General features: G+C 70.5%; 24 protein-coding genes. 13 read left to right on the top strand and 11 right to left on the bottom strand.

Annotated features, from left to right (window positions below; translation table 11 throughout):
* Position 1: 1 nt before the first annotated feature.
* The 6 genes from ACZ4Z3_RS04695 to ACZ4Z3_RS04720 all read right to left on the bottom strand — a co-directional run bounded on the left by ACZ4Z3_RS04695 (position 2) and on the right by ACZ4Z3_RS04720 (position 5,779).
* The gene (locus tag ACZ4Z3_RS04695; protein ID WP_468499663.1) at positions 2 to 1,258 is read right to left on the bottom strand and encodes a cysteine desulfurase; all 1,257 of its coding nucleotides are present in this window, start codon (positions 1,256 to 1,258) and stop codon (positions 2 to 4) included.
* Positions 1,255 to 2,019: a Fe-S cluster assembly ATPase SufC gene (gene sufC, locus ACZ4Z3_RS04700; protein ID WP_055514967.1), complete on the bottom strand. Its 765-nt coding sequence runs from the start codon at positions 2,017 to 2,019 to the stop codon at positions 1,255 to 1,257. Before sufC ends, ACZ4Z3_RS04695 begins: the two co-directional genes overlap by 4 nt.
* A 7-nt stretch (positions 2,020 to 2,026) precedes the next feature.
* A complete protein-coding gene (locus tag ACZ4Z3_RS04705; protein WP_468499664.1) occupies positions 2,027 to 2,347 on the bottom strand; it encodes a non-heme iron oxygenase ferredoxin subunit in 321 nt (106 codons plus the stop codon).
* Positions 2,344 to 3,537, bottom strand: coding sequence for a Fe-S cluster assembly protein SufD (gene sufD, locus ACZ4Z3_RS04710; RefSeq protein ID WP_468499665.1), 1,194 nt, complete (start codon positions 3,535 to 3,537; stop codon positions 2,344 to 2,346). The genes ACZ4Z3_RS04705 and sufD overlap by 4 nt, the downstream gene beginning before the upstream one ends.
* Before the next feature lie 89 nt (positions 3,538 to 3,626).
* A complete protein-coding gene (gene sufB, locus ACZ4Z3_RS04715) occupies positions 3,627 to 5,051 on the bottom strand; it encodes a Fe-S cluster assembly protein SufB (protein WP_359693274.1) in 1,425 nt (474 codons plus the stop codon).
* The gene (locus tag ACZ4Z3_RS04720; RefSeq protein ID WP_099968760.1) at positions 5,048 to 5,779 is read right to left on the bottom strand and encodes a helix-turn-helix transcriptional regulator; all 732 of its coding nucleotides are present in this window, start codon (positions 5,777 to 5,779) and stop codon (positions 5,048 to 5,050) included. Before ACZ4Z3_RS04720 ends, sufB begins: the two co-directional genes overlap by 4 nt.
* Before the next feature lie 208 nt (positions 5,780 to 5,987).
* Here ACZ4Z3_RS04720 and ACZ4Z3_RS04725 point away from each other — a divergent pair, with 208 nt between their 5' ends.
* Genes ACZ4Z3_RS04725 through ACZ4Z3_RS04745 form a run of 5 tightly spaced genes read left to right on the top strand, consistent with a single transcriptional unit; the run spans position 5,988 to position 11,443 of the window.
* Positions 5,988 to 6,389, top strand: coding sequence for a response regulator (locus ACZ4Z3_RS04725; RefSeq protein ID WP_468499666.1), 402 nt, complete (start codon positions 5,988 to 5,990; stop codon positions 6,387 to 6,389).
* Complete coding sequence (locus ACZ4Z3_RS04730; protein WP_468499667.1) at positions 6,389 to 6,763, top strand: response regulator transcription factor; 375 nt, start codon at positions 6,389 to 6,391, stop codon at positions 6,761 to 6,763. Before ACZ4Z3_RS04725 ends, ACZ4Z3_RS04730 begins: the two co-directional genes overlap by 1 nt.
* Positions 6,760 to 7,860 carry a HEAT repeat domain-containing protein gene (locus ACZ4Z3_RS04735; protein WP_468499668.1) on the top strand — a complete coding sequence of 367 codons (1,101 nt, stop codon included), beginning with the start codon at positions 6,760 to 6,762 and terminating at the stop codon, positions 7,858 to 7,860. The genes ACZ4Z3_RS04730 and ACZ4Z3_RS04735 overlap by 4 nt, the downstream gene beginning before the upstream one ends.
* Positions 7,857 to 9,347: a glycosyltransferase family 2 protein gene (locus tag ACZ4Z3_RS04740; RefSeq protein WP_468499669.1), complete on the top strand. Its 1,491-nt coding sequence runs from the start codon at positions 7,857 to 7,859 to the stop codon at positions 9,345 to 9,347. The genes ACZ4Z3_RS04735 and ACZ4Z3_RS04740 overlap by 4 nt, the downstream gene beginning before the upstream one ends.
* Positions 9,344 to 11,443: a sensor histidine kinase gene (locus tag ACZ4Z3_RS04745; protein WP_468499670.1), complete on the top strand. Its 2,100-nt coding sequence runs from the start codon at positions 9,344 to 9,346 to the stop codon at positions 11,441 to 11,443. Before ACZ4Z3_RS04740 ends, ACZ4Z3_RS04745 begins: the two co-directional genes overlap by 4 nt.
* Before the next feature lie 25 nt (positions 11,444 to 11,468).
* Here the strand turns inward: ACZ4Z3_RS04745 and ACZ4Z3_RS04750 are convergent, their stop codons facing one another.
* Positions 11,469 to 12,383 (bottom strand): glycoside hydrolase family 16 protein, encoded by a 915-nt coding sequence (locus ACZ4Z3_RS04750; RefSeq protein ID WP_468499671.1) that lies wholly within the window; start codon positions 12,381 to 12,383, stop codon positions 11,469 to 11,471.
* Between the two features lie 288 nt (positions 12,384 to 12,671).
* Here ACZ4Z3_RS04750 and ACZ4Z3_RS04755 point away from each other — a divergent pair, with 288 nt between their 5' ends.
* From ACZ4Z3_RS04755 to ACZ4Z3_RS04765, 3 genes are all read left to right on the top strand, one after another.
* A complete protein-coding gene (locus tag ACZ4Z3_RS04755) occupies positions 12,672 to 13,595 on the top strand; it encodes an ABC transporter ATP-binding protein (protein WP_468499672.1) in 924 nt (307 codons plus the stop codon).
* A 50-nt stretch (positions 13,596 to 13,645) separates the two neighbouring features.
* Complete coding sequence (locus ACZ4Z3_RS04760; protein ID WP_468500196.1) at positions 13,646 to 14,362, top strand: ABC transporter permease; 717 nt, start codon at positions 13,646 to 13,648, stop codon at positions 14,360 to 14,362.
* A gap of 70 nt (positions 14,363 to 14,432) precedes the next feature.
* A complete protein-coding gene (locus tag ACZ4Z3_RS04765; RefSeq protein WP_468499673.1) occupies positions 14,433 to 15,446 on the top strand; it encodes a COX15/CtaA family protein in 1,014 nt (337 codons plus the stop codon).
* Position 15,447: 1 nt separating this feature from the next.
* Here ACZ4Z3_RS04765 and ACZ4Z3_RS04770 read toward each other — a convergent pair whose 3' ends face one another.
* The 4 genes from ACZ4Z3_RS04770 to ACZ4Z3_RS04785 all read right to left on the bottom strand — a co-directional run bounded on the left by ACZ4Z3_RS04770 (position 15,448) and on the right by ACZ4Z3_RS04785 (position 18,927).
* Positions 15,448 to 16,242 (bottom strand): nucleotidyltransferase family protein, encoded by a 795-nt coding sequence (locus ACZ4Z3_RS04770; RefSeq protein ID WP_468499674.1) that lies wholly within the window; start codon positions 16,240 to 16,242, stop codon positions 15,448 to 15,450.
* A gap of 30 nt (positions 16,243 to 16,272) precedes the next feature.
* Positions 16,273 to 17,379: an amidohydrolase family protein gene (locus tag ACZ4Z3_RS04775; protein WP_468499675.1), complete on the bottom strand. Its 1,107-nt coding sequence runs from the start codon at positions 17,377 to 17,379 to the stop codon at positions 16,273 to 16,275.
* Between the two features lie 58 nt (positions 17,380 to 17,437).
* The gene (locus ACZ4Z3_RS04780; RefSeq protein WP_468499676.1) at positions 17,438 to 17,800 is read right to left on the bottom strand and encodes a hypothetical protein; all 363 of its coding nucleotides are present in this window, start codon (positions 17,798 to 17,800) and stop codon (positions 17,438 to 17,440) included.
* A gap of 170 nt (positions 17,801 to 17,970) precedes the next feature.
* Positions 17,971 to 18,927 (bottom strand): heme o synthase, encoded by a 957-nt coding sequence (locus tag ACZ4Z3_RS04785; protein WP_468499677.1) that lies wholly within the window; start codon positions 18,925 to 18,927, stop codon positions 17,971 to 17,973.
* 373 nt (positions 18,928 to 19,300) lie between these two features.
* On the opposite strand from ACZ4Z3_RS04785, the gene tkt reads away from it, so the two are divergent.
* Genes tkt through pgl form a run of 5 tightly spaced genes read left to right on the top strand, consistent with a single transcriptional unit; the run spans position 19,301 to position 26,077 of the window.
* Positions 19,301 to 21,388 (top strand): transketolase, encoded by a 2,088-nt coding sequence (gene tkt / locus ACZ4Z3_RS04790; protein WP_468499678.1) that lies wholly within the window; start codon positions 19,301 to 19,303, stop codon positions 21,386 to 21,388.
* 33 nt (positions 21,389 to 21,421) lie between these two features.
* Positions 21,422 to 22,540, top strand: coding sequence for a transaldolase (tal, locus tag ACZ4Z3_RS04795; RefSeq protein ID WP_468499679.1), 1,119 nt, complete (start codon positions 21,422 to 21,424; stop codon positions 22,538 to 22,540).
* The gene (zwf, locus tag ACZ4Z3_RS04800) at positions 22,537 to 24,069 is read left to right on the top strand and encodes a glucose-6-phosphate dehydrogenase (RefSeq protein ID WP_468500197.1); all 1,533 of its coding nucleotides are present in this window, start codon (positions 22,537 to 22,539) and stop codon (positions 24,067 to 24,069) included. The genes tal and zwf overlap by 4 nt, the downstream gene beginning before the upstream one ends.
* A complete protein-coding gene (gene opcA, locus ACZ4Z3_RS04805) occupies positions 24,066 to 25,295 on the top strand; it encodes a glucose-6-phosphate dehydrogenase assembly protein OpcA (RefSeq protein WP_468499680.1) in 1,230 nt (409 codons plus the stop codon). The genes zwf and opcA overlap by 4 nt, the downstream gene beginning before the upstream one ends.
* A complete protein-coding gene (pgl, locus tag ACZ4Z3_RS04810) occupies positions 25,295 to 26,077 on the top strand; it encodes a 6-phosphogluconolactonase (RefSeq protein ID WP_468499681.1) in 783 nt (260 codons plus the stop codon). Before opcA ends, pgl begins: the two co-directional genes overlap by 1 nt.
* Positions 26,078 to 26,152: the final 75 nt, after the last annotated feature.

Genomic DNA, 26,152 nt, shown 5'->3' on the forward strand with positions numbered 1-26,152 from the left:
ATCAGCCGAAGAAGTTCCGTACGTGCTCCAGGCCGTCGACCAGCGCGTCGATCTCGGCCGGCGTGGAGTACAGATAGAACGACGCTCGGGTGGTCGCGGGAATTCCGTACCGCAGGCAGACGGGGCGGGCGCAGTGGTGCCCGACCCGGACCGCGATGCCCTGCTCGTCGAGGACCTGGCCCACGTCGTGCGGGTGGATGTCGCCGAGCGTGAAGGAGATCGCCGCGCCCCGGTCCTCGGCCGTGGTGGGGCCGATGATGCGCAGGTCGGGGACCTCCGCGAGCCGCTTCACCGCGTACTCGGTGAGGGCGTGCTCATGGGCGAGGATCTTGTCCATGCCGATCGAGTTGAGGTAGTCGATCGCCGCGCCCAGACCGACCGCCTGCGCGATCGGCGGGGTGCCCGCCTCGAACTTGTGCGGGGCGGGGGCGTACGTCGACGAGTGCATCGACACCGTCTCGATCATCTCGCCGCCGCCGAGGAACGGGGGCAGGTCCTCCAGGAGCTCCTGGCGGCCCCAGAGCACGCCGATGCCGGTCGGACCGCACATCTTGTGGCCCGTGAAGGCCACGAAGTCGGCCTGGAGGGCCTGGACGTCCAGCGGCATGTGCGGTGCGGCCTGCGAGGCGTCGACGCAGACCAGGGCTCCGACCTCCTGCGCCCGGCGCACTATCGCCTCGACCGGGTTGACCGTGCCCAGGATGTTGGACACCAGCACGAAGGAGACGATCTTCGTCTTCTCGGTGATGATCTCGTCGATGTTCGACAGGTCGAGCCGGCCGTCGTCGGTGAGGCCGAACCACTTGAGCTTCGCGCCCGTGCGCTGCGCGAGCAGCTGCCACGGCACGATGTTGGAGTGGTGCTCCATCTCCGTGATGACGATCTCGGTCTCGGAGTCCACCCGGTAGGGCTCGTCGGCCCAGCCGAGCATGTTCGCCACGAGGTTCAGCGACTCGGAGGCGTTCTTGGTGAAGATCACCTCGTCGCGGCTGGGCGCGTTGATGAACGCGGCGACCTTGTCGCGCGCGCCCTCGTACAGCGCCGTGGCCTCCTCGGCGAGCACATGCACACCGCGGTGGACGTTGGCGTTGTAGCGCTCGTAGTACTCACTCAGGGCGTCCAGCACCTGGCGCGGCTTCTGCGAGGTCGCCGCGTTGTCCAGGTACACGAGCTTCCGCTCGTCGTGGACCTGACGGTCCAGGATGGGGAAGTCCTTGCGGAGCGCCTCTGTGTCGAGGAGGCCCGGCAGCTGTGTCACGCGGATGCGCCACCCTTCGTGTATGCCTCGTAGCCCTCGTTCTCCAGCTTGTCGGCGAGCTCGGGGCCACCGGACTCGACGATCCTGCCGCCGGCGAAGACGTGGACGTGGTCGGGCTTGATGTAGCGCAGGATGCGCGTGTAGTGCGTGATCAGCAGGGTGCCGACCTCGCCGGTCTCACGGACGCGGTTGACGCCCTCCGAGACGACCCGGAGCGCGTCGACGTCCAGACCGGAGTCCGTCTCGTCGAGGATCGCGACCTTCGGCCTGAGCAGTTCGAGCTGGAGGATCTCGTGGCGCTTCTTCTCACCGCCGGAGAAGCCCTCGTTGACGTTGCGCTCGGCGAAGGAGGGGTCCATGTTGAGGCGCTGCATGGCCTCCTTGACCTCCTTGACCCAGGTGCGCAGCTTGGGGGCCTCGCCGCGGATGGCGGTGGCGGAGGTCCGCAGGAAGTTGGAGACCGAGACGCCGGGGACCTCGACCGGGTACTGCATCGCCAGGAACAGGCCCGCGCGGGCGCGCTCGTCGACGGACATCTCCAGGACGTCCTCGCCGTCGAGCAGCACGGTGCCGCCGGTGATCGTGTACTTCGGGTGACCCGCGAGCGAGTAGGCGAGGGTCGACTTGCCGGAGCCGTTGGGGCCCATGATGGCGTGCGTCTCGCCCTGCTTCACGGTGAGGTCGACGCCCTTGAGGATCTCCTTCGTGGCGTTGTCGGCCTCGACGGTGACGTGCAGGTCTCGGATTTCAAGCGTTGCCATGGGTGCCTCAGGACTCCTGGGAGAGGGAGACGAGCACGTCGTCCCCTTCGATCTTTACGGGGTATACGGGGACGGGACGCGTCGCGGGCAGGCCGGAGGGCTTGCCGGTGCGGAGGTCGAACGCGGAGCCGTGCAGCCAGCACTCGATCTGGCAGTCCTCCACCTCGCCCTCGGAGAGCGAGACGTTCGCGTGGGAGCAGATGTCGTGGATGGCGAACACCTCTCCCTCGGTCCGCACGACCGAGACCGGCGTGCCGTCGAGTTCCACCCGCTTCGGGGTGTCCTCCTCCAGCTCGCTCAGCCCGCAGGCGCGTACGAAGGTGGTCATCGGCCCGATCCAGTCACGGTCTCCAGCTCCTCGTCGAGCTTCTCCAGCAGGCGCTGCTCGATGTCGTCGACACCGATCTGCTGGACCAGCTCGGCGAAGAAGCCGCGCACGACGAGGCGGCGGGCCTCCTCGGCGGGGATGCCGCGGGCCATCAGGTAGAAGAGCTGCTCGTCGTCGAAGCGGCCGGTCGCCGAGGCGTGGCCGGCTCCGACGATCTCGCCGGTCTCGATCTCCAGGTTCGGCACGGAGTCGACGCGGGCGCCGTCCGTGAGGACGAGGTTCCGGTTCATCTCGTAGGTGTCGGTGCCCTCGGCCGCGGCCTCGATGAGGACGTCGCCGATCCACACCGCGTGGGCTCCGTCGCCCTGGAGGGCGCCCTTGTAGACCACGTTGGACTTGCAGTGCGGCACGTTGTGGGTGACCAGCAGGCGGTGCTCCTGGTGCTGGCCGGCGTCGGTGAAGTACAGGCCGAACAGCTCGGCCTCGCCGCCGGGGCCGGCGTAGGTGACGCGCGGGTGGAGACGGACGACGTCGCCGCCGAAGGTGACGACGACCGACTTGAAGGAGGCGTCCCGGCCGACGAGGGCGTTGTGCTGGGCGATGTGCACGGCCTTGTCGTCCCAGTCCTGCACGGAGACGACGGTCAGCTTGGCGCCGTCGCCGAGGAGGTAGTCGACGTTGGCGGCGAGCACGGCGTCACCGGTGTGGTCGATGACGACGACGGCCTCGGCGAAGGCACCCAGTTCGATGACCTGGTGGGCGAAGGCGGTGCCGCCCTCGCCGTGTACGGCGATGCGGATCGGCTCGGTGAGGACCGTCTCCTTGGGGACGGTGATCACACCGGCCTTCTCGAACGCCGAGTAGGCCTGGGCGGCGACGCGGTCCACCGGGGTGCCGGCCTTGCCGAGGCGGGCGTCGTCGCGGCCGACGGCCTCGACGGTGACGCCCTCGGGGGCCTGCACGTCGACCTTCAGGCCGTCGCCGGTGCCGACGGCGGTGCCGTCGTGCAGCCCGCGCAGCCGCTCCAGCGGGGTGAACCGCCACTCCTCCTCGCGGCCGTGCGGCACGGGGAAGTCCGCCACGTCGAAGGACGGGGGCGCGCTCATGCGCGAGACGACGGTCGACTCGGCGGCCACCGCGATCGAGCCGGCGGTGGTGGAGCCCACCGGGATGTTCTGAGCCTCAGCCATGGCTGTCGGTCTGCTCTCTTCCTACGTTTACGATCTTCGGCCCGCCCCGGAGAGGCGGGCCGCCTGCTGCTGGACCGGAAGGTCTGGGGTCAGCCGACCGCGCCTTCCATCTGCAGCTCGATCAGCCGGTTGAGCTCCAGCGCGTACTCCATGGGCAGCTCCTTGGCGATCGGCTCGACGAAGCCGCGCACGATCATCGCCATGGCCTCGTCCTCCGACAGACCGCGGCTCATCAGGTAGAAGAGCTGGTCCTCGGAGACCTTGGAGACGGTCGCCTCGTGGCCCATGGACACGTCGTCCTCACGGACGTCGACGTACGGGTAGGTGTCCGAGCGGGAGATGGTGTCGACGAGCAGCGCGTCGCACAGCACGTTCGACTTGGAGCCGGGGGCGCCCTCACCGATCTCGATCAGACCGCGGTAGGAGGTGCGGCCACCGCCGCGCGCCACGGACTTCGAGACGATGTTCGAGGACGTGTTCGGGGCCATGTGGACCATCTTGGCGCCGGCGTCCTGGTGCTGGCCCTCGCCCGCGAAGGCGATGGAGAGGGTCTCGCCCTTGGCGTGCTCGCCCATCAGGTAGACGGCCGGGTACTTCATCGTCACCTTGGAGCCGATGTTGCCGTCGATCCACTCCATGGTGGCGCCCTCGTAGGCGACGGCGCGCTTGGTGACCAGGTTGTAGACATTGTTCGACCAGTTCTGGATGGTCGTGTAGCGGCAGCGGGCGTTCTTCTTGACGATGATCTCGACGACCGCGGAGTGCAGCGAGTCCGACTTGTAGATCGGGGCCGTACAACCCTCGACGTAGTGCACGTAGGCGCCCTCGTCGACGATGATCAGGGTCCGCTCGAACTGGCCCATGTTCTCCGTGTTGATACGGAAGTAGGCCTGGAGCGGGATCTCGACGTGCACACCCTTCGGCACGTAGATGAAGGAGCCGCCGGACCACACGGCGGTGTTCAGCGCGGCGAACTTGTTGTCGCCGGCGGGGATGACGGTGCCGAAGTACTCCTTGAAGAGCTCCGGGTGCTCCTTCAGCGCGGTGTCGGTGTCGAGGAAGATGACGCCCTGCTCCTCCAGGTCCTCGCGGATCTGGTGGTAGACGACCTCCGACTCGTACTGGGCGGCGACACCGGCGACGAGGCGCTGCTTCTCCGCCTCGGGGATGCCCAGCTTGTCGTAGGTGTTCTTGATGTCCTCGGGCAGGTCCTCCCAGGACGCCGCCTGCTTCTCCGTGGAGCGCACGAAGTACTTGATGTTGTCGAAGTCGATGCCCGACAGGTCAGAGCCCCAGTTGGGCATGGGCTTCTTCTCGAACAGCTTCAGGCCCTTGAGACGCAGCTTCGTCATCCACTCCGGCTCGGACTTCTTGCCGGAGATGTCAAGGACGACCTCCTCGTTCAGACCGCGCTTCGCTGCGGCGCCGGCCGCGTCGGAGTCCGCCCAGCCGTATTCGTACTTACCCAGGCCCTCGAGCTCAGGGTGGGCGGTCTCCTCGATGGGGAGAGTCATGCGGGGTTCCTCCCGGCCGTGCTAGCGGATGCGTTGGTGGCTGACTTGGAAACTCTGGGGATGAACGTCGTGCAGACGCCGTCGCCGTGGGCGATGGTGGCCAGCCGCTGGACGTGCGTACCGAGCAGTTCGGCGAAGAGCTCGGTCTCGGCCTCGCAGAGCTGCGGGAACTGCTCGGCCACATGGGCTACCGGGCAGTGGTGCTGGCAGAGCTGCTCACCCTGGTGGGGGTGGGGGGCACTGCGTGCCGTAGCAGCGTACCCGTCCGCACTCAAGGCCTTGGCCAGGGCTTCGGCCCTGTCTTCGGGGGCGGCTGCCTCGACCGCCTCGCGGTACTCGCCGGCCTGCGCGGCGACCCGGGCGCGGGCGAAGGCGGCGACGGCCTGCTCCCCGCCCTCCTGGTCCGCGATCCAGCGGAGCGCGTCCACGGCCAGCTTGTCGTACGACTGGTCGAAGGCGTCGCGGCCGCAGTCCGTCAGGGCGAACACCTTGGCCGGGCGCCCGCGCGTACGCGCGCCGTAGACACGCTGCTCACGGGGCTGCACGACGTCGTCGGCGACCAGGGCGTCGAGGTGTCGGCGGACGGCGGCCTGGGTCAGGCCGAGACGGCCTGCCAGGTCGGCCACGGTGGACGGCCCGTGGTCCAGGATGGACCGCGCGACCCGGTTGCGAGTCGATCGCTCACCGGTCGCGAGTTCCTCCTGCGGAGCCGCGCCAACGTTTTTCACAACGCCATTGTTGCGTAATTCCGTGGAGGGGGGCAAGCCGCGCCCGGACGGCCCGGCGGTGCCGTGCGTCACTTAGGTAAGCCTCATCTGACCTGCGGGAATGATCTTTGATCGATCACCGGCGACCCGGTATGGCTTGTGGTCTCCCTGTGGCGAGAGATGCCAAATGATCCTAATTTGAAAGCATCGCCTACTGATCGGGGTGGCCGTGGACGCTGGACAAGGCCCCCTGCACGTCCTGGTGATCGACGACGACCAGGACGTCAGTGCCCTGCTGACGCGGCATCTGGGCGCCCTCGGTTGCCGGGTGACCACCGCGGCCTCGGGGGAGAAGGGGCTGCAACTGGCGTTCGACGATCCCCCCGACATGGCGATCGTCGACGTAATGCTGCCCGGCATCGACGGGCGGGAGGTCATCCGCAGAATGCGAGCGGACGAGCGGACGAAACGGTGCCACCTCGTCGTCACCTCCGTGCTCGACCCGGAGGACCTGGGCGGGCTCCCGACGGACGGACTGCTGGCGAAGCCGTTCCGGCAGGCGGCGGTGGCACGCCTCGTCGCCTCCCACCGCAGTCCCTCCCACCGCAGTCCCGCATCGCAGGAGGAGTAATGGCCCGTGTGCTGGTAGCCGACGACGACGCCGACATCCGGGATCTCGTCGCGTTCAAGCTGACGCAGAGCGGCCACCAGGTCACGGCCGTGGAGGACGGCATGGCCGCGCTGCAGGTCCTGCGCGAGCGTCCGCCGGATCTCGTGCTCCTGGACATCCGGATGCCGCGGATGTCGGGACTGGACGTCTGCCGCGAGCTGCGCGCGGCGGAGGAGACCGCGTCGCTCCCGGTCATCCTGATCACCGCCCGTTCCCAGGAGGGAGACGTCGAGCTCGGCTTCTCGGCGGGCGCCGACGACTACATCGTCAAGCCCTTCAGCCCGCGCGAGCTGTCCAGCCGGGTCAACGCCGTGCTCACCCGGGCCGAACGGTGATCCCGCTCGACCTCGTCACCGGCGCGCTGCTGTACCTGCTGGCCGTGGGACTGGTACTGAGCCTGCTGGTCGTCGGCATCCGCGGGGCCCGTACGTACACCGGGCGTCGACGTGAGCGGATCGCGGCGCCTGTGCGCGGCCTGCTGCTGGAGCTGCTGTGCGCACCGGAGGAGGACCACGGCGAACTGCTGGAACGCATGGCGCGGATCGACCGGCGCACGTGGGCCGCGCTGGAGCCCACCGTGGCGTCCATGCTGGGAAAGGTGGCCGGCAGCGCGCGCACGGCACTGGTCCGGCTGTACGAGATGCGCGGCTCGGCCGCGGAGGCCGTGGCCGACCTGGGCAGCCGCAGTGCCGTCCGGCAGGGGCGTGCCGCACAGCTGCTCGGGCAGCTGCGTCACCGTCCGGCCGCCCCGTCGCTGTGCCGGCTGCTCGACGACCGTGACCGGGACGTGCGGCTGGCCGCGGCCCGCGCGCTGGGCAGGACCGATGATCCGGCGGCCGTACCGCATCTGCTGAGAAGCCTGTACGGACCGCGCGCCGTGTCACCCAAGATCATTACCGCGGCACTGACCTCTCTCGGTGCCGAGGCGTGGGAGCAGGTGGCGGCGGGGCTCAAGGATCCGGTGCCCCTCGTGCGGGCCGTGGCCGTGGAGGTGCTCGGGGTGACCGGTGCGATCGCCCGCGCCCCCGACATCGTCCACGCCCTGCGGGAGGACCCCGCCACCGAGGTCCGCATCCGGGCGGCGCGCTCGTTGGGCAGGCTGGGCATGCCCGACGGTCTGGAGCCGCTGCTGGCGGCCATCCGCCCGGACAGGCCGGCCGCCTTGCGCATCGTGGCGGCCGGCGCCCTGGGCAGCCTGGGCGCGAAGGCCGCGACGGACCCGCTGGCCACGCTGCTCGACGATCCCGACCCGCATGCGGCGGGCACCGCGGCGCGGGCCCTGCTGCGCCTCGGCCCGACGGGCAAGGCAGCGCTGCGGGGCGCCGTCCGCGACCGTCCCGCGACGCGGGCGGCCGTCCAGGCCAGGGCCGTGCTCGCGGAGGCCTCCGTCGGCGGCACGCGCCATGACGTCCTGGTGGAGGTGAGCCTGTGATCGTCGCGGCCCCCGGCCTCTGGGAGGGACCGCTGGGTGCCCTGCACCAGGTGATCACGGTGTGCGACACCGTCATCATCCTCTACTTCGTGGCCATCAACACCGGGCATCTGGTGCTCAACCTCCTCGCCCTGGGGGAGATCGCCAGGAGAATGCGCCGGGCACCCTTCGCCGGCTACGAGGACGCCGCGGGCAGCCCCTTCACCCCTCCCGTCTCGGTGATCATGCCCGCGTACAACGAGGCGGCGGGCATCACCGAGGCCGTACGGGCCATGCTGCTGCTGCACTACCCGAGGTTCGAGGTCGTCGTCGTCGACGACGGCTCCACCGACGGCACCCTGGAGGCCCTCGCCGAAGCCTTCGACCTCACCGAAGTGGACCATGTCGTCCCCCGGGACGTCCCCACCCGGGGGGCGGTCGTCTCGCTGCATCTGCCCAAAGGCGGCCCGGTGCCGCTCGTGGTGGCCCGCAAGGAGAACGGCGGCAAGGCCGACGCGCTCAACGTCGGGATCAACCTGGCCCGCTATCCGCTGGTGTGCATGGTGGACGCCGACTCCATCCTCGACTCGCAGGCGCTGCTGGCGGTGGCCAAACCGTTCAGCGACGATCCGCTGCGGGTGATCGCCACCGGTGGTGTGGTCGGTATCGCCAACGGCTGCACGGTGAAGGCGGGGCGCGTCGTCGAGGCTCACGTCCCCACCGACCCGCTCGGCCGCGCGCAGGTCGTCGAGTATCTGCGCGGTTTCTTCCTCGGCAGGACCGGATGGTCCAAGGTCGGCGGACTGCTGATCATCGCCGGTGCCTTCGGTCTGTTCCGGCGGGACGCGGTGGTGGCGGTGGGCGGGATGGACCCGGACTGCATCGGCGAGGACGCGGAGCTCGTCGTCCGACTCCACCGGCACATGAGGGAACAGGGCCGCGGGAGCGGCGACTACCGCATCGCCTTCGTCACGGAGCCGATCTCCTGGAGCGAGGCGCCCTCACGGCTGCGGGTCCTCGGCCGCCAGCGGCGGCGGTGGCAGCGCGGGCTGACGGAGATCCTGCTCAAGCACCGCCGCATGATCGGCAACCCACGGTACGGCCGCATCGGGGTGATGGCGATGCCGTTCTACGTGCTCTTCGAGCTGGCGGCCCCGCTGGTGGAGCTGGCCGGGTTGGTGCTGGTGCCCCTCGGTGTCCTGCTCGGCGCGGTCGACGTGACCTTCCTGTGGCGCTTCCTGCTCGCGGCGTATGTCTACGCCATGGTCGTCAGCCTGGTGTCGGTCGCGGTGGAGGAGTACGCGTACCACCGGTTCTCGCGGTGGCGTGACGTGTGGGGCGCCTTCGTCGGTGTCGCCGTCGAGAACGTCGGCTATCGCCAGTTCACGGCGTGGTGGCGGCTGCGCGGCATGTGGGACGCGCTGCACCGGGCCCCGCAGGAGTGGGGCTCGATGGCACGCAGTGGATTCGGCTCCGCACAGCTCCCAGAAGGCGGGAAACGCACATGAGGACGGCCCCGGGCCTGCACGGCGTCCGTGTGGGACGCCGGCTCACCGCGACCTTCGCGCTGCTGATCGGACTCCTGCTGGTCGTCGGGGCCGGAGCGCTTGTCACCATGTCCATGGCGAACAGACTGCACGATCGGGTCCTCACGGAACTGGAGCCGGAGGTGCGGGAGAACCTGCGCGTGCGCGAACAGGCGAGCCGCATGCACCGTGCCGTACGCACCTACCTCCTCACCGGGGACGAGACGGAGCTCGTCGGCTACCGACGCGCACGTGAGCAGACCTTCGCCATCCTCGCCGCCGCCCACCGGGACACCCCCACCTCGGCCCGGGGGAACCTGTTGGCGCAGGAAGCGGAGCTGCGTGCCTATGCGGCCGTCGCCGACCGGCAGGCCCAGGCCGCTCCCGGCAGTGACGAGGCGAACCGGCTGACCCTTCGGGCGGCCCGGCGGTTCACCGCCTTCGAAGCCACCAACCGGCGTCTCGACCTGAGCCTCACACGTGAGATGAACCGTCTGGAGGAGCGGGCCGACAGCATACTGGAGGCCAGCTTCGTGGGCACCGGCGTCCTGCTCGCGGTGGGCGGGGCGGTGGCCGTCCTGGCGTCCGTGCGCACCACTCGCGCCCTGACCAGGCCGCTCAGGAGCACCGCTCAGACGCTCGGTCGGCTGGCGGCGGGCGACCACTCGGCGCGTGCGCGGGAGGTGGGGCCGGAGGAGATCAGGGCGGTGGCGCGGTCGGTCAACGTGCTCGCCGATGAGAGCGACCGGCTGCGCGGGCTGGAGCGGGAACGCACGAGCCTCTCGCGGGCGGCGCGCGATCTCGGCATCCGGATCAGGGACCGCCTGGACGTGGACTACGTCCTTGACACCGCGTGCGGCGGCATGGGCGAGATCATCGGCGCCGACTACGTCTTCATCATGCTCGCCGAGGACGGCGGCTCCGCCTTCCCTCTGGTCAGGGTGTGGTCCCCGGAGCGTGGGCTGCTGCCCGAGGCGGAGGTCCGGGCCCTGCCCCCGCTCCCGGCGGACGTGGTCCGTGACCACTACCGGCTGGGAACGGTCTGGCTGGCGGCCGACCTGCCCCGGTATCTGTCCGGCACGACGCCGATGACAGGCGCCCCGGGTTCCTTCGGACAGGTCGGCATGCCCGCCGAGAACCGCGCCGCCGCGGCGGCGCTGGGCCTGGAGTCGGCGGTGGTCACACCGATCGGCGTCGGCGAGGAACCGATCGGCGCCGTGTGCGTGGCGCGTACCAGCGGCGACCGCGCCTGGCGTCAGGTGGAGATCGAGATGGCCGAGTCCATGGCCAGCGGTGTGGGCCGCGCGCTGCACACGTCCCTGCTGTACGAGAAGGAGACGCGCCTGGTCGAGAAGCTGCGCGCGCTGGACAAGGCCAAGAGCGACTTCCTTTCCACCGTCTCCCATGAGCTGCGCACCCCGCTGACCAGCATCGTGGGATACATCGAGCTGTTGAAGGACGAGGAGACCGGGCCACTGACGCCGCCTCAGCTGCAGATGTTGGACGTCGTCGACCGCAACGCCAACCGCCTGCGGGCGCTCATCGAGGATCTCCTCACCCTCTCCCGCATCGAGTCGGGCGCCTTCGGCTCCCTGAAGAAGCCCGTGGACCTGCGGGGTCTGGTGGCCTCGGCGGCCGACGCGATCCGCCCGGCCGCCGAGGCGGCCTCGGTGGCCCTGGAGACACGCTGTCCCTCCCGGCCCCTGGTGCTGGACGCGGACGGCGACCAGTTGGACCGGGTCCTGATGAACCTGCTGTCCAACGCCGTGAAGTTCACCCCCGAGGGCGGGAAGGTCACTGTGGCTGCCGAGGCCCGGGACGGAGAGGCGGTCCTCACGGTCAGCGACAACGGCATCGGTATTCCGGCGGCCGAGCAGGAGAGGCTGTTCCAGCGGTTCTTCCGTGCCTCGAACGCCACCGACGCGGCCATTCCGGGCACCGGTCTGGGGCTGACCATCGTCCACACCATCGTGGCGAACCACGGCGGCGAGATGGAGGTGCACTCCGAGGAGGGCCGGGGCACCACCTTCACCGCCCGGCTGCCGATCAGCGGCGGGACGGGGGCGGCCGCCTCCTGAGGCCGCCCCCTCACGGACGATCCGCTCAGACGGAGTCCTCGAAGGTCACCCCGCGCGACCGGTAGTCGTCGACGGCCGCCGCCACCTCCGCCGGGCTCAGCACCTGGTCCTGCGCGAAGTACACGTAGTCGACCTTCTCCTCGTACGCACGTGTCTTCCTGCTGTTGATCCCCGTCAGGTTGATCAGCCAGTGGTTGAAGCGGATGCTCATCATCGACTCGGGCAGATACGGCTCCGTGTGCGTGGCGAAGAGCCGGCCGTCGATGTAGTAGGTGACTGCCGTGTCGTCGACCGTGATGACGAGGTCGTGCCAGCCGGAGAAGCTCGCGCGCTCCTGGGTGGTGACGTGCTCCTCCTGGGGCGGGTCCTCCGAGTACGTCTCCCAGGAGGAGGCGAGCAGGGCACTGCCAGGGATGCCCCATCCGCCGTTGGGCAGGTACTCGAAGTCGAGTTCGCTGTAGGCGGGGTCCATCGAGTAGTTCAGCGGCGAGATGGTGAAGAACGTCTGCACCATGCGGTCGCCGTCCGGTCCGTAGATCGGCACGTCGCTGAACCGCACCCGCGCCGCGTAGGTGCCGTCCTGGAACTTGCGCTGCTGGTAGATCTCGGTGTGCTCGGTGCCGGCCGCCGTGCCGTTGGTACCGGAACGCATCGTCATGACGGAGGCGCCGGACTCGGTGGCGAAGGTGATGTTCTGGGGCCGCCAGGTGGCGCCGGGCACACCCGGCCCGCCCTGGCCGGACCTGAGCGTCCACCCACGCTGGACGAGGAGCGGATCGAGGTGGGTGCTGTAGGCCAGGTCGTCGAAGAACTGCGGTCCGACCACGGGCTGGGCCTCCGCTCTCGGGGCGGGCAGCACCACCAGGACGGCACACGTCAGCCCCCAGGCGACGAGTGCGGCCACGACTCTGAGCCGGGTGAACGAGGTGCATTCGATCATGCGTCAACTGCCTTTCAGGGGAAGGGAGAAGGGTCCACTGGGCACCCGGGGCAGGACCATGGCAAGTGAAACACCGTCAGAAGATCGCTTGCGCGGAACAGGTCCGCTTCACCCGAACAGCCCAGAATCCGCGAGACGGCGGTTCTCGCCCCGAGGGGCGACGGCCACGGAAACACCTGGTCCCGGCGGCGCGGCCGTCCCGGGAAGGCGCGCCCCCGCAGCGGGACGGACCAGGAGTGCACCCACCCGCCGGTCCCGGGCCGTGCGCGCCTACCTAGACTCGGGGCCATGCGATGTGAGCCCGTGGTCCGGATCCAGGCCCTGGTGAAGCGGTACGGCACGAAGACCGCGGTGGACGGCCTCGACCTGGTGGCCCGGGAGGGCGTGACCGCCGTACTCGGCCCGAACGGGGCCGGCAAGACGACCACGGTCGAGAGCTGCGAGGGATACCGGAAGCCGGACTCCGGCACGGTGCGCGTCCTCGGCCTCGACCCGGTCGGGCAGTCGGCCGAGCTACGGCCGCGGATCGGCGTCATGCTGCAGTCCGGCGGCGTCTACTCGGGGGCGCGCGCCGACGAGATGCTGCGGCACGTGGCCAAGCTGCACGCCCACCCGCTCGATGTGGACGCCCTCGTCGAGCGCCTCGGGCTGGGCAGCTGCGGCCGCACCACCTACCGCCGCCTGTCCGGCGGACAGCAGCAGCGGCTCGCTCTGGCGATGGCCGTGGTCGGCCGCCCCGAGCTGGTCTTCCTCGACGAGCCGACCGCGGGCCTCGACCCACAGGCCCGCCGCGCCACCTGGGACCTCGTCCGGGACCTGCGCGCCGACGGGGTCTCCGTCATCCTGACCACGCACTACATGGACGAGGCCGAGCAGCTCGCCGACGACGTCGCGATCATCGACGCCGGCCGGGTCATAGCCCAGGGAAGCCCCGAGGAGCTGTGCCGCGGCGGCGCCGAGAACACCCTCCGCTTCACCGGGCGCCCCGCCCTCGACGTCGGCTCCCTGCTGAAGGCGCTGCCCGCCGACTCCACGGCCGTCGAGCTGACCCCGGGCGTCTACCGGGTCACCGGCAAGGTCGACCCGCAGCTCCTCGCGACGGTCACGTCCTGGTGCGCCCAGCACGGCGTGATGCCGGACCGGATCTCCGTGGAACGGCACACCCTCGAAGACGTCTTTTTGGAACTGACCGGCAAGGAGCTGCGTTCGTGACCACCAGCGGTACCTACGCGCCCCGGCCCGGCGCCGCCCCGCTCCCCCGCATGATCGCGGCGCAGGCGGCCCTGGAGACGAAGATGCTGCTGCGCAACGGCGAACAGCTGCTGCTGACGGTCGTGATCCCCACGCTGCTGCTGGTGCTGTTCGGGTCGGTGGACATCGTCGACACCGGCGAGGGCGAGGCCGTCGACTTCCTGGCACCCGGTGTCCTCGCGCTCGCGGTGATGTCGACGGCGTTCACCGGGCAGGCCATCGCCACCGGCTTCGAACGCCGCTACGGCGTCCTCAAGCGGCTGGCCGTCTCCCCGCTCCCCCGTTGGGGCCTGATGACCGCGAAGACACTGGCCGTGCTGGTCACCGAGGTCCTCCAGGTCGTCCTGCTCACGGTGATCGCCTTCGCGATGGGCTGGTCCCCGCACGGCAACCCGTTCGCGGTCCTGCTGCTCCTGGTCCTCGGCACAGCGGCCTTCTCGGGCCTCGGCCTGCTGATGGCGGGCACCCTCAAGGCGGAGGCGACGCTCGCCGCGGCGAACCTGGTCTTCCTGCTGCTGCTGGTGGGCGGCGGTGTCGTGGTGCCCCTCGACAAGTTCCCCGACGCGGCGCAGAACGTGCTCGGTCTGCTGCCGATCGCGGCGCTCTCCGACGGACTGCGCGACGTCCTCCAGCACGGCGCGGGGATGCCGTGGGCGGACCTCGGGATCCTCGCGGTGTGGGCGGTGCTCGGGCTCGGCGCGGCCGCCCGGTTCTTCCGCTGGGAGTAACGGCAGGTCACAGCGGTGGTCCGGGAGCGGTGCGCCCCCTCGTGAACGCGTGCACAAGCGGCGGCCTACCATGGTGCGCGTGCCGAACGTGACCCGCGACGACCTCGTCTCCGCAGCGCGCAACCCGCTCGCCTTCATCGCCGAACGCTGGACCCCCGATCCACGGACGGTCCGGCGCGCGGCCCTGGCCGCCCTCGTCATGGCGGTGGTCATCGTGGTGACCGGTGGCGCCGTGCGGTTGACCGGGTCGGGCCTCGGCTGCCCGACCTGGCCCAAGTGCACCGACGACTCGCTCACCGCGACGCGCGAGATGGGCGTCCACGGTGTCATCGAGTTCGGCAACCGCATGCTGACGTACGTGCTGTGCGCGGCGGTCGGCTGGGCGATCATCGCCGCGCGCTCCCAGAAGCCGTACCGGCGCGACCTGACCCGGCTGGGCTGGACGCAGTTCTGGGTGGTCATGGGCAACGCGGTCCTCGGCGGCATCGTCGTGCTGGTCGGCCTCAACCCGTACACGGTGGCCGCGCACTTCCTGCTGTCGACCGCGCTCATCGCCGTCGCCGCCGTGATGTGGCACCGCACCCGCGAGGGCGACGCCGCCCCGCGTCCGCTGGTCGGCACGGCGGTGCGGCAGCTGGTGTGGATCCTGGTGGGCGTCACGGTGCTGCTGATCGCGGTCGGCACGGTCGTCACCGGCGCGGGTCCGCACGCCGGTGACTCCAGCGAGGTCGAGCGCATCCCGCTGAACTGGGAGACGGTCACCAAGCTGCACGCCGTGCTCGCGTGGATCGTGGTGACGCTGACCTTCGCCCTGTGGTTCGTCCTCAAGGCGGTCGACGCGCCCCGCGACCCGCTGCGCCGGACCCGGGACCTGTTCCTGGTCCTGCTCGCCCAGGGTGTCATCGGCTACGTCCAGTACTTCACCGACCTTCCCGAGGTCCTGGTCGGCGCCCATATGCTCGGCTCCTGCCTGGTGTGGATCGCCACCCTGAGGGTCCTGCTGTCCCTGCGGGAGCGACCGGCGGACGAGACGGACGTGCCGGTGCCGGCCCAGGCGGAGCGCCCGGTCGCGGCCCACGGCTGAGTCAGAAGTACGTCCGTACCAGGTCGTCGATCGCGGGGCCGAGGAACGCCCTGGTCAGCTCGCCCCGACGCGGCACCGTGCGGGCCGGCTCCCGGTAGCGGCGCCGCCGGACGTCCTCGACCACCTCGCGGGGCGCGCCCAGCTCCGGCAGCAGTTCCAGCGCCTCGCTCTTGGAGATCAGCCGGCCGTCCCGGAGGGTGGCGGTGGCCCGGGCGTGGGTGAGCAGACCGAGGTCGACCCAGACGTCCCGCTGCCACAGGTGGGCCTTGTCTACCGCCGGGCGCCAGAAGTCCCGCTGGTCGCGTACGACGAAGGCGTGCAGCTCGACATCCGTGACCGGCGGCAACAGGCTCTCGGGCGGCTCTCCCCGCAGGACCACGCCGAACGTGTGCAGTTCACGGCGGGTGACCGGAGTGACCGTCCGGCGGAACAGCTGCCCGTGCGCCCGGGTGAGGTGTCTGCGGCCGGGGTCGGACACGGTGTCGGCGGTCAGATAGGTGCAGTGGAGCAGGGCGGCGAGCGGCTCGTGGCGCAGCCGCGCGTGCAGCCGGGCCAGCCGCCAGACCGTCCCGGCGGTGATCGGCCGGTCGAGGACGGCGATCAGGTCCAGATCGCTGCGGCCCTCCTGGTAGTCGCCGCCGCCGAGCGAACCGTGGGCCCAGACGGCGAGCGGGTCCGGGCCGCCCCGCAGCCCGTCGACGAAGCGGCGGAGGAGGGCGGCGGTCGCACCGGTGGAGTCCGGCAGCGCGCGTAAGGCGGCGGTGCGGGCGGTGGGGGGCGGGTCGCTGCGTGTCATACGGGCCAGTCTGTCCGGCCCAGGTCCCGCTCACTCCAGGCCGTACACCCGTCGCGCGTTGTCCGCCGCGATCAGTGCGGCCACGCGCTGCGCGTCTCTCAGGGACCAGGCGCCCTCCGCGACCCAGGTGCCCAGTACCCGGGCCAGCGCCTCGCGGAAGAGGCGGGCGCCGACGACGTGCAGTTCGGGCAGGCCGTGGGCGCCGCTGGAGAACAGGAGCTTGCCGAAGGGGGCGAGCTCGAGGACCTCGGCGAGCACGGCGGGGGCCCGCGCGCCGGTGCGGACGAGTTCGGCGCCGAGGTCGGCGTAGACGTGCGGGAAGACCCCGGCGAGGTGGGCGGCGTGGCGGTGGTACGGGTAGCCGTGCAGCAGGACCAGGTCGGTGCCGAGGCCGGCCGTGGCGCGTACGAAGTCGGTGAGCAGGACGGGATCCGTGCGGTCGATGCGCAGGCCGGGCTCGCCGAGGCCGGCGTGGAGCTGGAGGGGGCGCCCGGAGGCGATGGCGATCCACAGCAGATGCCGAAGGAGGACCGGGTCGGTGAGTCTCCCGCCGACCGGCCGGTGCGTCAGCCAGCGGCCGACGGCGCCCCGTACCTCTCCCGGGCCGGGGGGTTCGGGGGCGAGTGCCAGTCCGTGCCGTACGCCCGCGACCGAGGCGAAGGCGACGGCGTTCGCGGCGGCCGCGTGCACGGACTCGGCGAGATTGGCGAGGAACGACTCCACGGTGCCGGAGGTGTCGGCGACCTGTTCGGCGAGGAGTTCGAGCCGGACGATCTCGTGTGCGTCCGCGTCGCCCGTGGTGGCCATCTCGCTGGGCCCGGTGAGGTCGCCGGGCAGCCCCGTGTCGACGAGGTAGGTGGTGATGCCGCTGCCCCGCAGCAGTCGGCGGCCCGCCTCCAGGACGCCCAGTTCACGGCGGCGGGCGAGATAGCGGGCCGGTGGGCAGTGCGGTTCGAGGCCCAGCAGGGGCGGGCACCAGCGGCGCACGGCGAAGCCGGTCTGGGTGTCGAAGAAGGTGGTGCCGGGCGCCGGTGGTCCCTCACCGCGGGCGAGGTGGGCCTCGAAGGTGCCGAGGCCCAGCTCCGTTCTCAGTACGCCGTGGCAGTACTGATCCACGAGGGACGGCGTTTCGATCATCCGGACTCCCCGTCGCTGGACCCGTGTGCTCCCACAGGTCCTAACGGGTGAGGCGGGCTCAGGTGTTGCTGTTGGCCGGTCCCCCGACCTGGATTCCGGCCATCCGCGACCACTCGTACGGGCCGGTGCGCACCTTGGCGGCGAACTCGCCGTCGAAGTCCTCGTACACGGTGACGCCGGCCTTGCGCACGGCTTCCTCGGCGATGGCGTGGGTGGGGGCGACGAGGTCGCCCCAGCCGCCGTCCTCGCCCACGAGGACGATGCGCGAGCCTCGCTCGCCGATGTAGGCGACCTGGGCCTCGGCGCCACGGTGCGCTGCCGCGAAGGAGCGGATCTGCTTGGCCAGCCGGGTCGCCTGGCGCTCGGCCTTGGCGGCCCGCTTGGCTTCCCTGGCCTCGTCTGCCTGCTTGGTGTCTGCCATGGACAAGATGTTACCGAGGGGTAGATCGGGCGGCGACGGTGAGGCCAGTGGGGTTGGCCACTCGCCATGCTGCGTCGCCGTGAGGGGGCGCGTGCGGGTGCGTCGTGGTTGTTCGCGCGGTTCCCCGCGCCCCTGAGGGGCGCTGTTGCGGACGCTTCTCAGCAGAACCCTCAGCGGAGGAAGGGGTCCACCGCCACCGCTACGAACAGCAGGGAGACGTACGTGATCGACCAGTGGAAGAGGCGCATCTCCTTGAGCTTGGCGCCGGTGACGCCGCTCTTCGCACGGTTCTGGAGGGCGTGGGCCTCCCAGAGCCACCAGCCGCCGGTCACCAGGGCGACCGTCGTGTAGAACCAGCCGGTGTAGCCGAGGGGGGTCAGCAGGAGGGAGACGGCGACCATCACCCAGCTGTAGAGGACGATCTGGCGGGCGACGACCCTGTTGGAGGCGATCACCGGGAGCATGGGCACGCCGACGCGGGCGTAGTCGTCCTTCACCTTCATGGACAGCGGCCAGTAGTGCGGCGGGGTCCAGAAGAAGATGACCAGGAAGAGGATCACCGCGGCCCAGGACATCGAGTTGGTCACCGCGGACCAGCCGATGAGGACCGGCATGCAGCCGGCGATGCCGCCCCACACGATGTTCTGCGCCGTACGCCGTTTGAGGATCATCGTGTAGACGACGACGTAGAAGAGGAGCGCTCCGAGCGACAGCCAGGCGGACAGCCAGTTGACGAGGAGGCCGAACCAGGCGGTGGAGACGACGGCGAGGGTGATGCCGAAGACCAGGCCCTCACGCGGGGTGACCATGCCGGTGACGAGGGGGCGCTGCGAGGTGCGCTCCATGAGGGCGTCGATGTCACGGTCGATGTACATGTTGAGCGCGTTGGCGCCGCCCGCGGAGAGGTAGCCGCCGATGCAGGTGGCGAGCACCAGCCAGAGGTCGGGCACGCCCTGCTCCGCGAGGAACATCACCGGAACGGTGGTGATCAGCAGCAGTTCGATGATCCTCGGCTTGGTGAGGGCCACGAACGCCTTGACGCGGGCCCCGAACGGCCGCTGACCCCGGATGCTGCTCGTGCTGTTCGCGCCCAGCACTCCCGGTGGACGGGATTCGACGGCCGTCACGCACACCCCTGACAGAGACTCCCAGCGAGCACCACGGATGTGAACTCCCCGTAACGGCTCGCGCGTACCACGCCACTGTAGACGTTGCCCAGAGCCAGCCTTTCAACGGGGTCGGGTCGTGTTGGACGGCATGCCCGGACGAGCCGAACACACTTCGGTTGAGCAGTCGGATGAGCGGCTGCGTATTCAGATGTCGAGCGACCGAACCCGCTGGTCTCACCATGCGGAACGACCGGTCGGGAGGCGGATCCGGGACGGTCCCGGCAGTCTGGAATGACTCGAAAAAATGCGCGTTGTTACAGGGGTAGGCTCGACTGCGGCCGGCGCCCCGAGAACGCCGGCACCGGACATGTGAGAGGAGCCCTGACCCAGGGTGAGCACCAAGCCGACCACTACAGACCTCGCGTGGACCGAGTTGGACCAGCGGGCCGTCGACACCGCCCGCGTCCTGGCCGCCGACGCCGTACAGAAGGTCGGCAACGGCCATCCGGGTACGGCCATGAGCCTCGCGCCCGCCGCGTACACCCTCTTCCAGAAGGTGATGCGCCACGACCCCGCCGACCCGGACTGGGTGGGCCGTGACCGGTTCGTCCTGTCCGCCGGCCACTCCTCCCTGACGCTGTACATCCAGCTGTACCTGGGCGGCTTCGGTCTGGAGCTGGAGGACCTGGAGTCCTTCCGCACCTGGGGCTCGAAGACGCCGGGCCACCCCGAGTACGGCCACACCAAGGGTGTGGAGACGACGACCGGGCCGCTCGGCCAGGGTGTCGCCAACGCCGTCGGCATGGCCATGGCCGCCCGCTACGAGCGCGGTCTGTTCGACCCGGAGGCCGCCGTCGGCGAGTCGCCGTTCGACCACCACATCTTCGTGATCGCCGGTGACGGGTGCCTCCAGGAGGGCATCTCCGCCGAGGCGTCGTCGCTGGCCGGGCACCAGAAGCTCGGCAACCTCATCATGCTGTGGGACGACAACCACATCTCGATCGAGGGCGACACCGAGACGGCCGTCTCCGAGGACACCGCCAAGCGGTACGAGGCGTACGGCTGGCATGTGCAGCGGGTGGAGCCCAAGGAGAACGGCGACCTCGACCCGGCCGCGCTGTTCGAGGCGATCGAGGCCGCGAAGGCCGTCACCGACAGGCCGTCGTTCATCGCGATGCGCTCCATCATCGCCTGGCCCGCCCCGAACGCGCAGAACACCGAGGCCGCGCACGGCTCGGCGCTCGGCGAGGACGAGGTCGCGGCCACCAAGCGGGTCCTGGGCTTCGACCCGGAGAAGCACTTCGAGGTCACCGACGAGGTCATCGCGCACACGCGTGCCCTGGGCGACCGCGGCCAGGCGGCCCGCGCCGTGTGGGAGAAGTCGTTCCAGCAGTGGCGGGACAACAACCCCGAGCGTGCCGCCGAGTACGAGCGCGTCGCGGCCGGTGAGCTGCCCGAGGGCTGGGAGGCGCACCTCCCGGTGTTCGAGGCGGGCAAGGGTGTGGCCACCCGTGCCGCGTCCGGCAAGGTCCTCCAGGCGCTCGGTTCGGTGATCCCCGAGCTGTGGGGCGGCTCCGCCGACCTCGCGGGCTCGAACAACACCACGATCGACAAGACGTCGTCGTTCCTCCCCGCGGACAACCCGCTGCCCGAGGCGAACCCGTACGGCCGCACCATCCACTTCGGTATCCGTGAGCACGCCATGGCCGCCGAGATGAACGGCATCGCGCTGCACGGCAACACCCGTATCTTCGGCGGCACCTTCCTGGTGTTCTCCGACTACATGCGCAACGCCGTCCGGCTCTCCGCGCTGATGCACCTGCCGGTGACGTACGTGTGGACGCACGACTCCATCGGTCTCGGCGAGGACGGCCCCACCCACCAGCCGGTCGAACACCTGGCCTCGCTGCGCGCCATCCCCGGCCTGAACGTCGTGCGTCCGGCCGACGCCAACGAGACGGCGATCGCCTGGCGCGAGATCCTCAAGCGTTGGACGAAGGAGTGGGGCAAGGGCGCTCCGCACGGCCTCGCGCTGACTCGTCAGGGCGTACCGACGTACGAGCCCAACGAGGGTGCCGCCAAGGGCGGTTACGTGCTCTTCGAGGCCGAGGGTGGCGACGCCCAGGTGATCCTGATCGCCACCGGCTCCGAGGTGCACGTCGCCGTCGAGGCCCGCGAGCAGCTGCAGGCGCAGGGCGTGCCGACCCGTGTGGTGTCGATGCCCTCCGTCGAGTGGTTCGAGGAGCAGGACCAGGGGTACCGGGACAGCGTCCTGCCGCCGTCCGTCAAGGCGCGTGTCGCCGTCGAGGCCGGGATCGGGCTGACCTGGCACCGGTACGTCGGTGACGCCGGCCGCATCGTCTCGCTGGAGCACTTCGGCGCTTCGGCCGACGGCAAGGTGCTCTTCAAGGAGTTCGGCTTCACCGCGGAGAACGTGGCCGCCGCCGCGCAGGAATCGCTCGCGGCCGCCCAGCGCTGACGCTCACATACGACACGTAGGAGATGTAATTCCATGACAGACGCACTCAAGCGCCTCTCCGAGGAAGGCGTGGCGATCTGGCTGGACGACCTGTCGCGCAAGCGCATCACGTCCGGCAACCTCGCCGAGCTGATCGACCAGCAGCACGTCGTGGGCGTCACCACCAACCCTTCGATCTTCCAGAAGGCGATCTCCCAGGGTGACGGCTACGACCAGCAGCTGTCGGACCTCGCGGCCCGCAAGGTGACCGTCGAGGAGGCCATCCGCATGATCACGACGGCGGACGTCCGTGACGCCGCCGACATCCTGCGCCCCGTCTTCGACGCGACCGACGGCCAGGACGGCCGGGTCTCCATCGAGGTCGACCCGCGGCTGGCGCACCACACCAAGCCGACGGTCGCCGAGGCCAAGCAGCTCGCCTGGCTGGTGGACCGCCCCAACACCCTGATCAAGATCCCGGCGACGATGGGCGGCCTGCCGGCCATCACCGAGGTCATCGGCCTCGGCATCAGCGTCAACGTCACGCTGATCTTCTCGCTGGAGCGCTACCGCCAGGTGATGGACGCCTACCTGGCCGGTCTGGAGAAGGCCAAGGAGCGCGGCCTCGACCTGTCGAAGATCCACTCGGTGGCGTCGTTCTTCGTGTCCCGCGTGGACACCGAGATCGACAAGCGCCTCGACGCGCTGGGCACGCCCGAGGCCAAGGCCGCGCGCGGCAAGGCCGGCGTCGCCAACGCGCGCCTCGCCTACCAGGCGTACGAGGAGGTCTTCAGCGGCGAGCGCTGGGCGGCCCTGGAGAGCGCGGGCGCGAACAAGCAGCGTCCGCTGTGGGCCTCGACCGGTGTCAAGGACCCGGCGTACAAGCCCACCCTGTACGTCGACGAGCTGGTGGCGCCGAACACGGTGAACACCATGCCGGAGGCCACCCTGGAGGCCACCGCCGAGAGCGGTGAGATCCGCGGTGACGCGGTCTCCGGGACCTACGAGCAGGCCCGTGCCGAGCTGGACGCGGTCGAGCAGCTCGGCATCTCGTACGACGAGGTCGTCCAGCTGCTGGAGGAGGAGGGCGTCGAGAAGTTCGAGGCGTCCTGGAACGACCTGCTCAAGTCGACCGAGGCGGAGCTGAAGCGCCTCGCACCCTCGGAGGGCTGAAAACCTTGTCGAGCAGCAATCCGCTGCGTGACGCCGCGGACCGACGGCTCCCGCGTATCGCGGGGCCGTCGGGCCTGGTCATCTTCGGTGTCACAGGCGACTTGTCACGCAAGAAGCTGATGCCTGCCGTGTACGACCTCGCCAACCGCGGACTGCTGCCGCCGGGCTTCTCGCTCGTCGGTTTCGCCCGCCGGGAGTGGGCGCACGAGGACTTCGCGCAGGAGGTCCACGACGCGGTCAAGGAGCATGCCCGCACCCCCTTCCGCGAGGAGGTCTGGCAGCAGCTCATCCAGGGCATGCGGTTCGTCCAGGGCACCTTCGACGACGACGTGTCGTTCGAGCGGCTGCGCGACACGATCCAGGAGCTGGACAAGGCGCAGGGCACCGGTGGCAACTTCGCCTTCTACCTCTCCGTGCCGCCGTCGGCGTTCCCGGTCGTGATCCAGCAGCTGAAGAAGCACGGGCTGGCCGACCAGTCGAGCGGTTCCTGGCGGCGCGCGGTCATCGAGAAGCCCTTCGGCCACGACCTGAAGTCGGCCGAGGAGCTCAACGCGATCGTCCACGAGGTCTTCGCCCCGGACCAGGTCTTCCGCATCGACCACTACCTGGGCAAGGAGACCGTCCAGAACATCCTGGCGCTCCGTTTCGCCAACACGATGTTCGAGCCGATCTGGAACCGGTCCTTCGTGGACCATGTGCAGATCACGATGGCCGAGGACATCGGCATCGGCGGCCGCGCCGGCTACTACGACGGCATCGGCGCCGCCCGTGACGTCATCCAGAACCACCTGCTGCAGTTGATGGCGCTGACCGCGATGGAGGAGCCCGCCTCCTTCGACGCGGACGCGCTCGCGGCGGAGAAGACCAAGGTCCTCGGCGCGGTACGGCTGCCGCGGGACCTCGGCCGGGACACCGTGTTCGCGCAGTACGCGGCCGGCTGGCAGGGCGGCGAGAAGGTCATCGGCTACCTCGAAGAGGACGGCATCGACCGCAAGTCGAAGACCGACACGTACGCCGCGATCAAGGTGGAGGTCGACAACCGCCGCTGGGCCGGTGTGCCGTTCTATCTGCGGACCGGCAAGCGCCTCGGCCGCCGGGTGACCGAGATCGCCGTGGTCTTCCAGCGGGCGCCCCACTCCCCCTTCGACTCCACCGCCACCGAGGAACTCGGCCAGAACGCGATCGTCATCCGCGTCCAGCCCGACGAGGGCGTCACCGTCCGCTTCGGCTCCAAGGTGCCGGGCACCTCGATGGAGATCCGTGACGTGTCGATGGACTTCGCGTACGGCGAGTCGTTCACGGAGTCCAGCCCCGAGGCGTACGAGCGGCTGATCCTCGACGTCCTGCTCGGTGACTCGAACCTCTTCCCGCGCACGGAGGAGGTCGAGCTGTCCTGGAAGATCCTCGACCCGATCGAGGAGTACTGGGACAAGCACGGCAGGCCCGCCCAGTACCAGGCCGGTACCTGGGGCCCCGTCGAGGCGGACGAGATGCTCGAACGAGACGGACGGAGCTGGCGCCGGCCATGAAGACAGACCTCACGGACACCACGGCCAGCAAGATCAACAAGGCGCTCGTCAAGGCCCGTCGCGCGATCGGCACGCCGGCCGTCGGCATGGTGCTCACGCTGGTCATCGTCACGGACGAGGAGAACGCGTACGACGCGCTGAAGGCGGCGAACGACGCGTCCCGCGAGCATCCCTCGCGCACGCTCGTGGTCATCAAGCGGGTCTCGCGCGGTCCCCGGGACCGGACGAAGTCCCGCCTCGACGCCGAGGTGCGGGTGGGCGCCGACGCGGGCGCCGGCGAGACGGTCGTCCTCCGGCTGTACGGCGAGGTCGCGGACCACGCCCAGTCGGTGGTGCTGCCGCTGCTGCTGCCGGACGCGCCGGTCGTGGTGTGGTGGCCGGTCAACGCGCCGCTCGACCCGGCCCGCGATCCGCTGGGCGCGCTCGGCCAGCGGCGGGTCACCGACAGCTACTCCGCCGAGAAGCCGATCGACGAGCTGCGGGCCCGCGCCGACAACTACGAGCCCGGTGACACGGATCTCGCCTGGACGCGGATCACCCCGTGGCGTTCCATGCTGGCGGCCGCGCTCGACCAGGTGGACTGCGAGGTCATCTCCGCGGAGGTGCACGGCGAGCAGTACAACCCGAGCGTGGAGCTGCTGGCGATGTGGCTCGCGGACCGGCTGCACGTCCATGTGCGGCGCGGGGTGTCGGCGGGCCCCGGCCTGAACGAGGTGCGGATGCTGACCAGCACCGGCCCCATCCGGCTGTACCGGCCCTCCGGTGGCCTCGCCCTCCTCACGCTGGAGGACCAGCCGGACCGGGCGGTGGCGCTGAAGCGCCGCGAGACGTCCGAGCTGCTGGCGGAGGAGCTGCGCCGACTGGACCCGGACGACACGTACGCCTCGGCGCTGCGGTTCGGGGTGGACCGGCTGGGCGGCTCCGCGGGGAGCGCGCTGCCGGGTGGGACGACGTCCGAGACGACGTCGGCCGGGGGCACGGCTTCTCCGGGAGGCGCCGGGTCGGCCCTGTCCTCGGGAAGCGCGTCGTCCTCGGCGGCGGACGCCTCGGGTGCGGGCACGGCTTCGACGGCCGCTTCCGGCTCGGCCTCCGCGTCCGCCTCGACGTCGGCTTCGGCGTCCGCTTCGCCCGCCCTGTCGGCGTCGGCGGCCGGTGGTGACGGCGAGGGCGAGGGCGAGCGGCCCACGCCGGCGCAGATGCCGCCCGTGAAGAAGGCGGCCTCGTAGTGGGTACTCCTCAGCTGGTCGTGCACCGGGACAAGGAGCTGATGGCGCAGGCGGCGGCCGCCCGGCTGATCACCAAGGTCGTGGACGCGCAGGCCTCGCGCGGCTACGCCTCGGTGGTCCTCACCGGTGGCCGCAACGGCAACGGTCTGCTCGCCGCGCTGGCGGCGGCGCCCGCGCGGGACGCCGTCGACTGGGGCCGGCTGGACCTGTGGTGGGGTGACGAGCGGTTCCTGCCCGAGGGCGACCCCGACCGGAACGTCACCCAGGCCAGGGAGGCGCTGCTGGACTCGGTGCCGCTGGACCCGAAGCGGGTGCACGCGATGCCCGCGTCGGACGGCCCGTGGGGCGCGGATGTGGACTCGGCGGCCGCCGCGTACGCGGAGGAACTGGCGCGGGCGGCCGGGCCGGAGAACCACGGTTCGGTGCCGACGTTCGACGTGCTGATGCTGGGCGTCGGCCCGGACACGCATGTGGCGTCGCTGTTCCCGGAACTGCCGGCCGTACGGGAGACCGAGCGGACGGTGGTCGGGGTGCGGGGCGCGCCGAAGCCCCCGCCCACCCGGGTCACCCTGACGTTGCCGGCGATCCGGGCGGCGCGGGAGGTGTGGCTGCTGGCGGCCGGCGAGGACAAGGCGCGGGCGGCGGCGATCGGCCTGTCCGGCGCCGGTGAGATCCAGGCGCCGGTCGCGGGCGCGTACGGAAGGGCCCGCACGCTGTGGCTCCTGGACGCGGCGGCGGCGTCCCAGCTTCCCCGCTCGCTGTACCCGCCGGCGTCTCCCTGAGGGGTACGCGCGCGGTTCCCCGCACCCCTGAAGGCGCACGGCACGGGGTGCGACCCCTGCTGTGCGAGGGGTGCG

It is taken from the genome of Streptomyces sp. NPDC030296 (genome assembly GCF_055572815.1).

Bases quoted from the DNA above. Each gene is read 5' to 3' on its own strand.
- sufC (WP_055514967.1), bottom strand. From the start codon at position 2,019: ATGGCAACGCTTGAAATCCGAGACCTGCACGTCACCGTCGAGGCCGAC.
- ACZ4Z3_RS04705 (WP_468499664.1), bottom strand. From the start codon at position 2,347: ATGACCACCTTCGTACGCGCCTGCGGGCTGAGCGAGCTGGAGGAGGAC.
- sufD (WP_468499665.1), bottom strand. From the start codon at position 3,537: ATGGCTGAGGCTCAGAACATCCCGGTGGGCTCCACCACCGCCGGCTCG.
- sufB (WP_359693274.1), bottom strand. From the start codon at position 5,051: ATGACTCTCCCCATCGAGGAGACCGCCCACCCTGAGCTCGAGGGCCTG.
- ACZ4Z3_RS04730 (WP_468499667.1), top strand. From the start codon at position 6,389: ATGGCCCGTGTGCTGGTAGCCGACGACGACGCCGACATCCGGGATCTC.
- ACZ4Z3_RS04745 (WP_468499670.1), top strand. From the start codon at position 9,344: ATGAGGACGGCCCCGGGCCTGCACGGCGTCCGTGTGGGACGCCGGCTC.
- ACZ4Z3_RS04750 (WP_468499671.1), bottom strand. From the start codon at position 12,383: ATGATCGAATGCACCTCGTTCACCCGGCTCAGAGTCGTGGCCGCACTC.
- ACZ4Z3_RS04755 (WP_468499672.1), top strand. From the start codon at position 12,672: ATGCGATGTGAGCCCGTGGTCCGGATCCAGGCCCTGGTGAAGCGGTAC.
- ACZ4Z3_RS04760 (WP_468500196.1), top strand. From the start codon at position 13,646: ATGATCGCGGCGCAGGCGGCCCTGGAGACGAAGATGCTGCTGCGCAAC.
- ACZ4Z3_RS04765 (WP_468499673.1), top strand. From the start codon at position 14,433: ATGGTGCGCGTGCCGAACGTGACCCGCGACGACCTCGTCTCCGCAGCG.
- ACZ4Z3_RS04770 (WP_468499674.1), bottom strand. From the start codon at position 16,242: ATGACACGCAGCGACCCGCCCCCCACCGCCCGCACCGCCGCCTTACGC.
- ACZ4Z3_RS04775 (WP_468499675.1), bottom strand. From the start codon at position 17,379: ATGATCGAAACGCCGTCCCTCGTGGATCAGTACTGCCACGGCGTACTG.
- ACZ4Z3_RS04780 (WP_468499676.1), bottom strand. From the start codon at position 17,800: ATGGCAGACACCAAGCAGGCAGACGAGGCCAGGGAAGCCAAGCGGGCC.
- tal (WP_468499679.1), top strand. From the start codon at position 21,422: ATGACAGACGCACTCAAGCGCCTCTCCGAGGAAGGCGTGGCGATCTGG.
- opcA (WP_468499680.1), top strand. From the start codon at position 24,066: ATGAAGACAGACCTCACGGACACCACGGCCAGCAAGATCAACAAGGCG.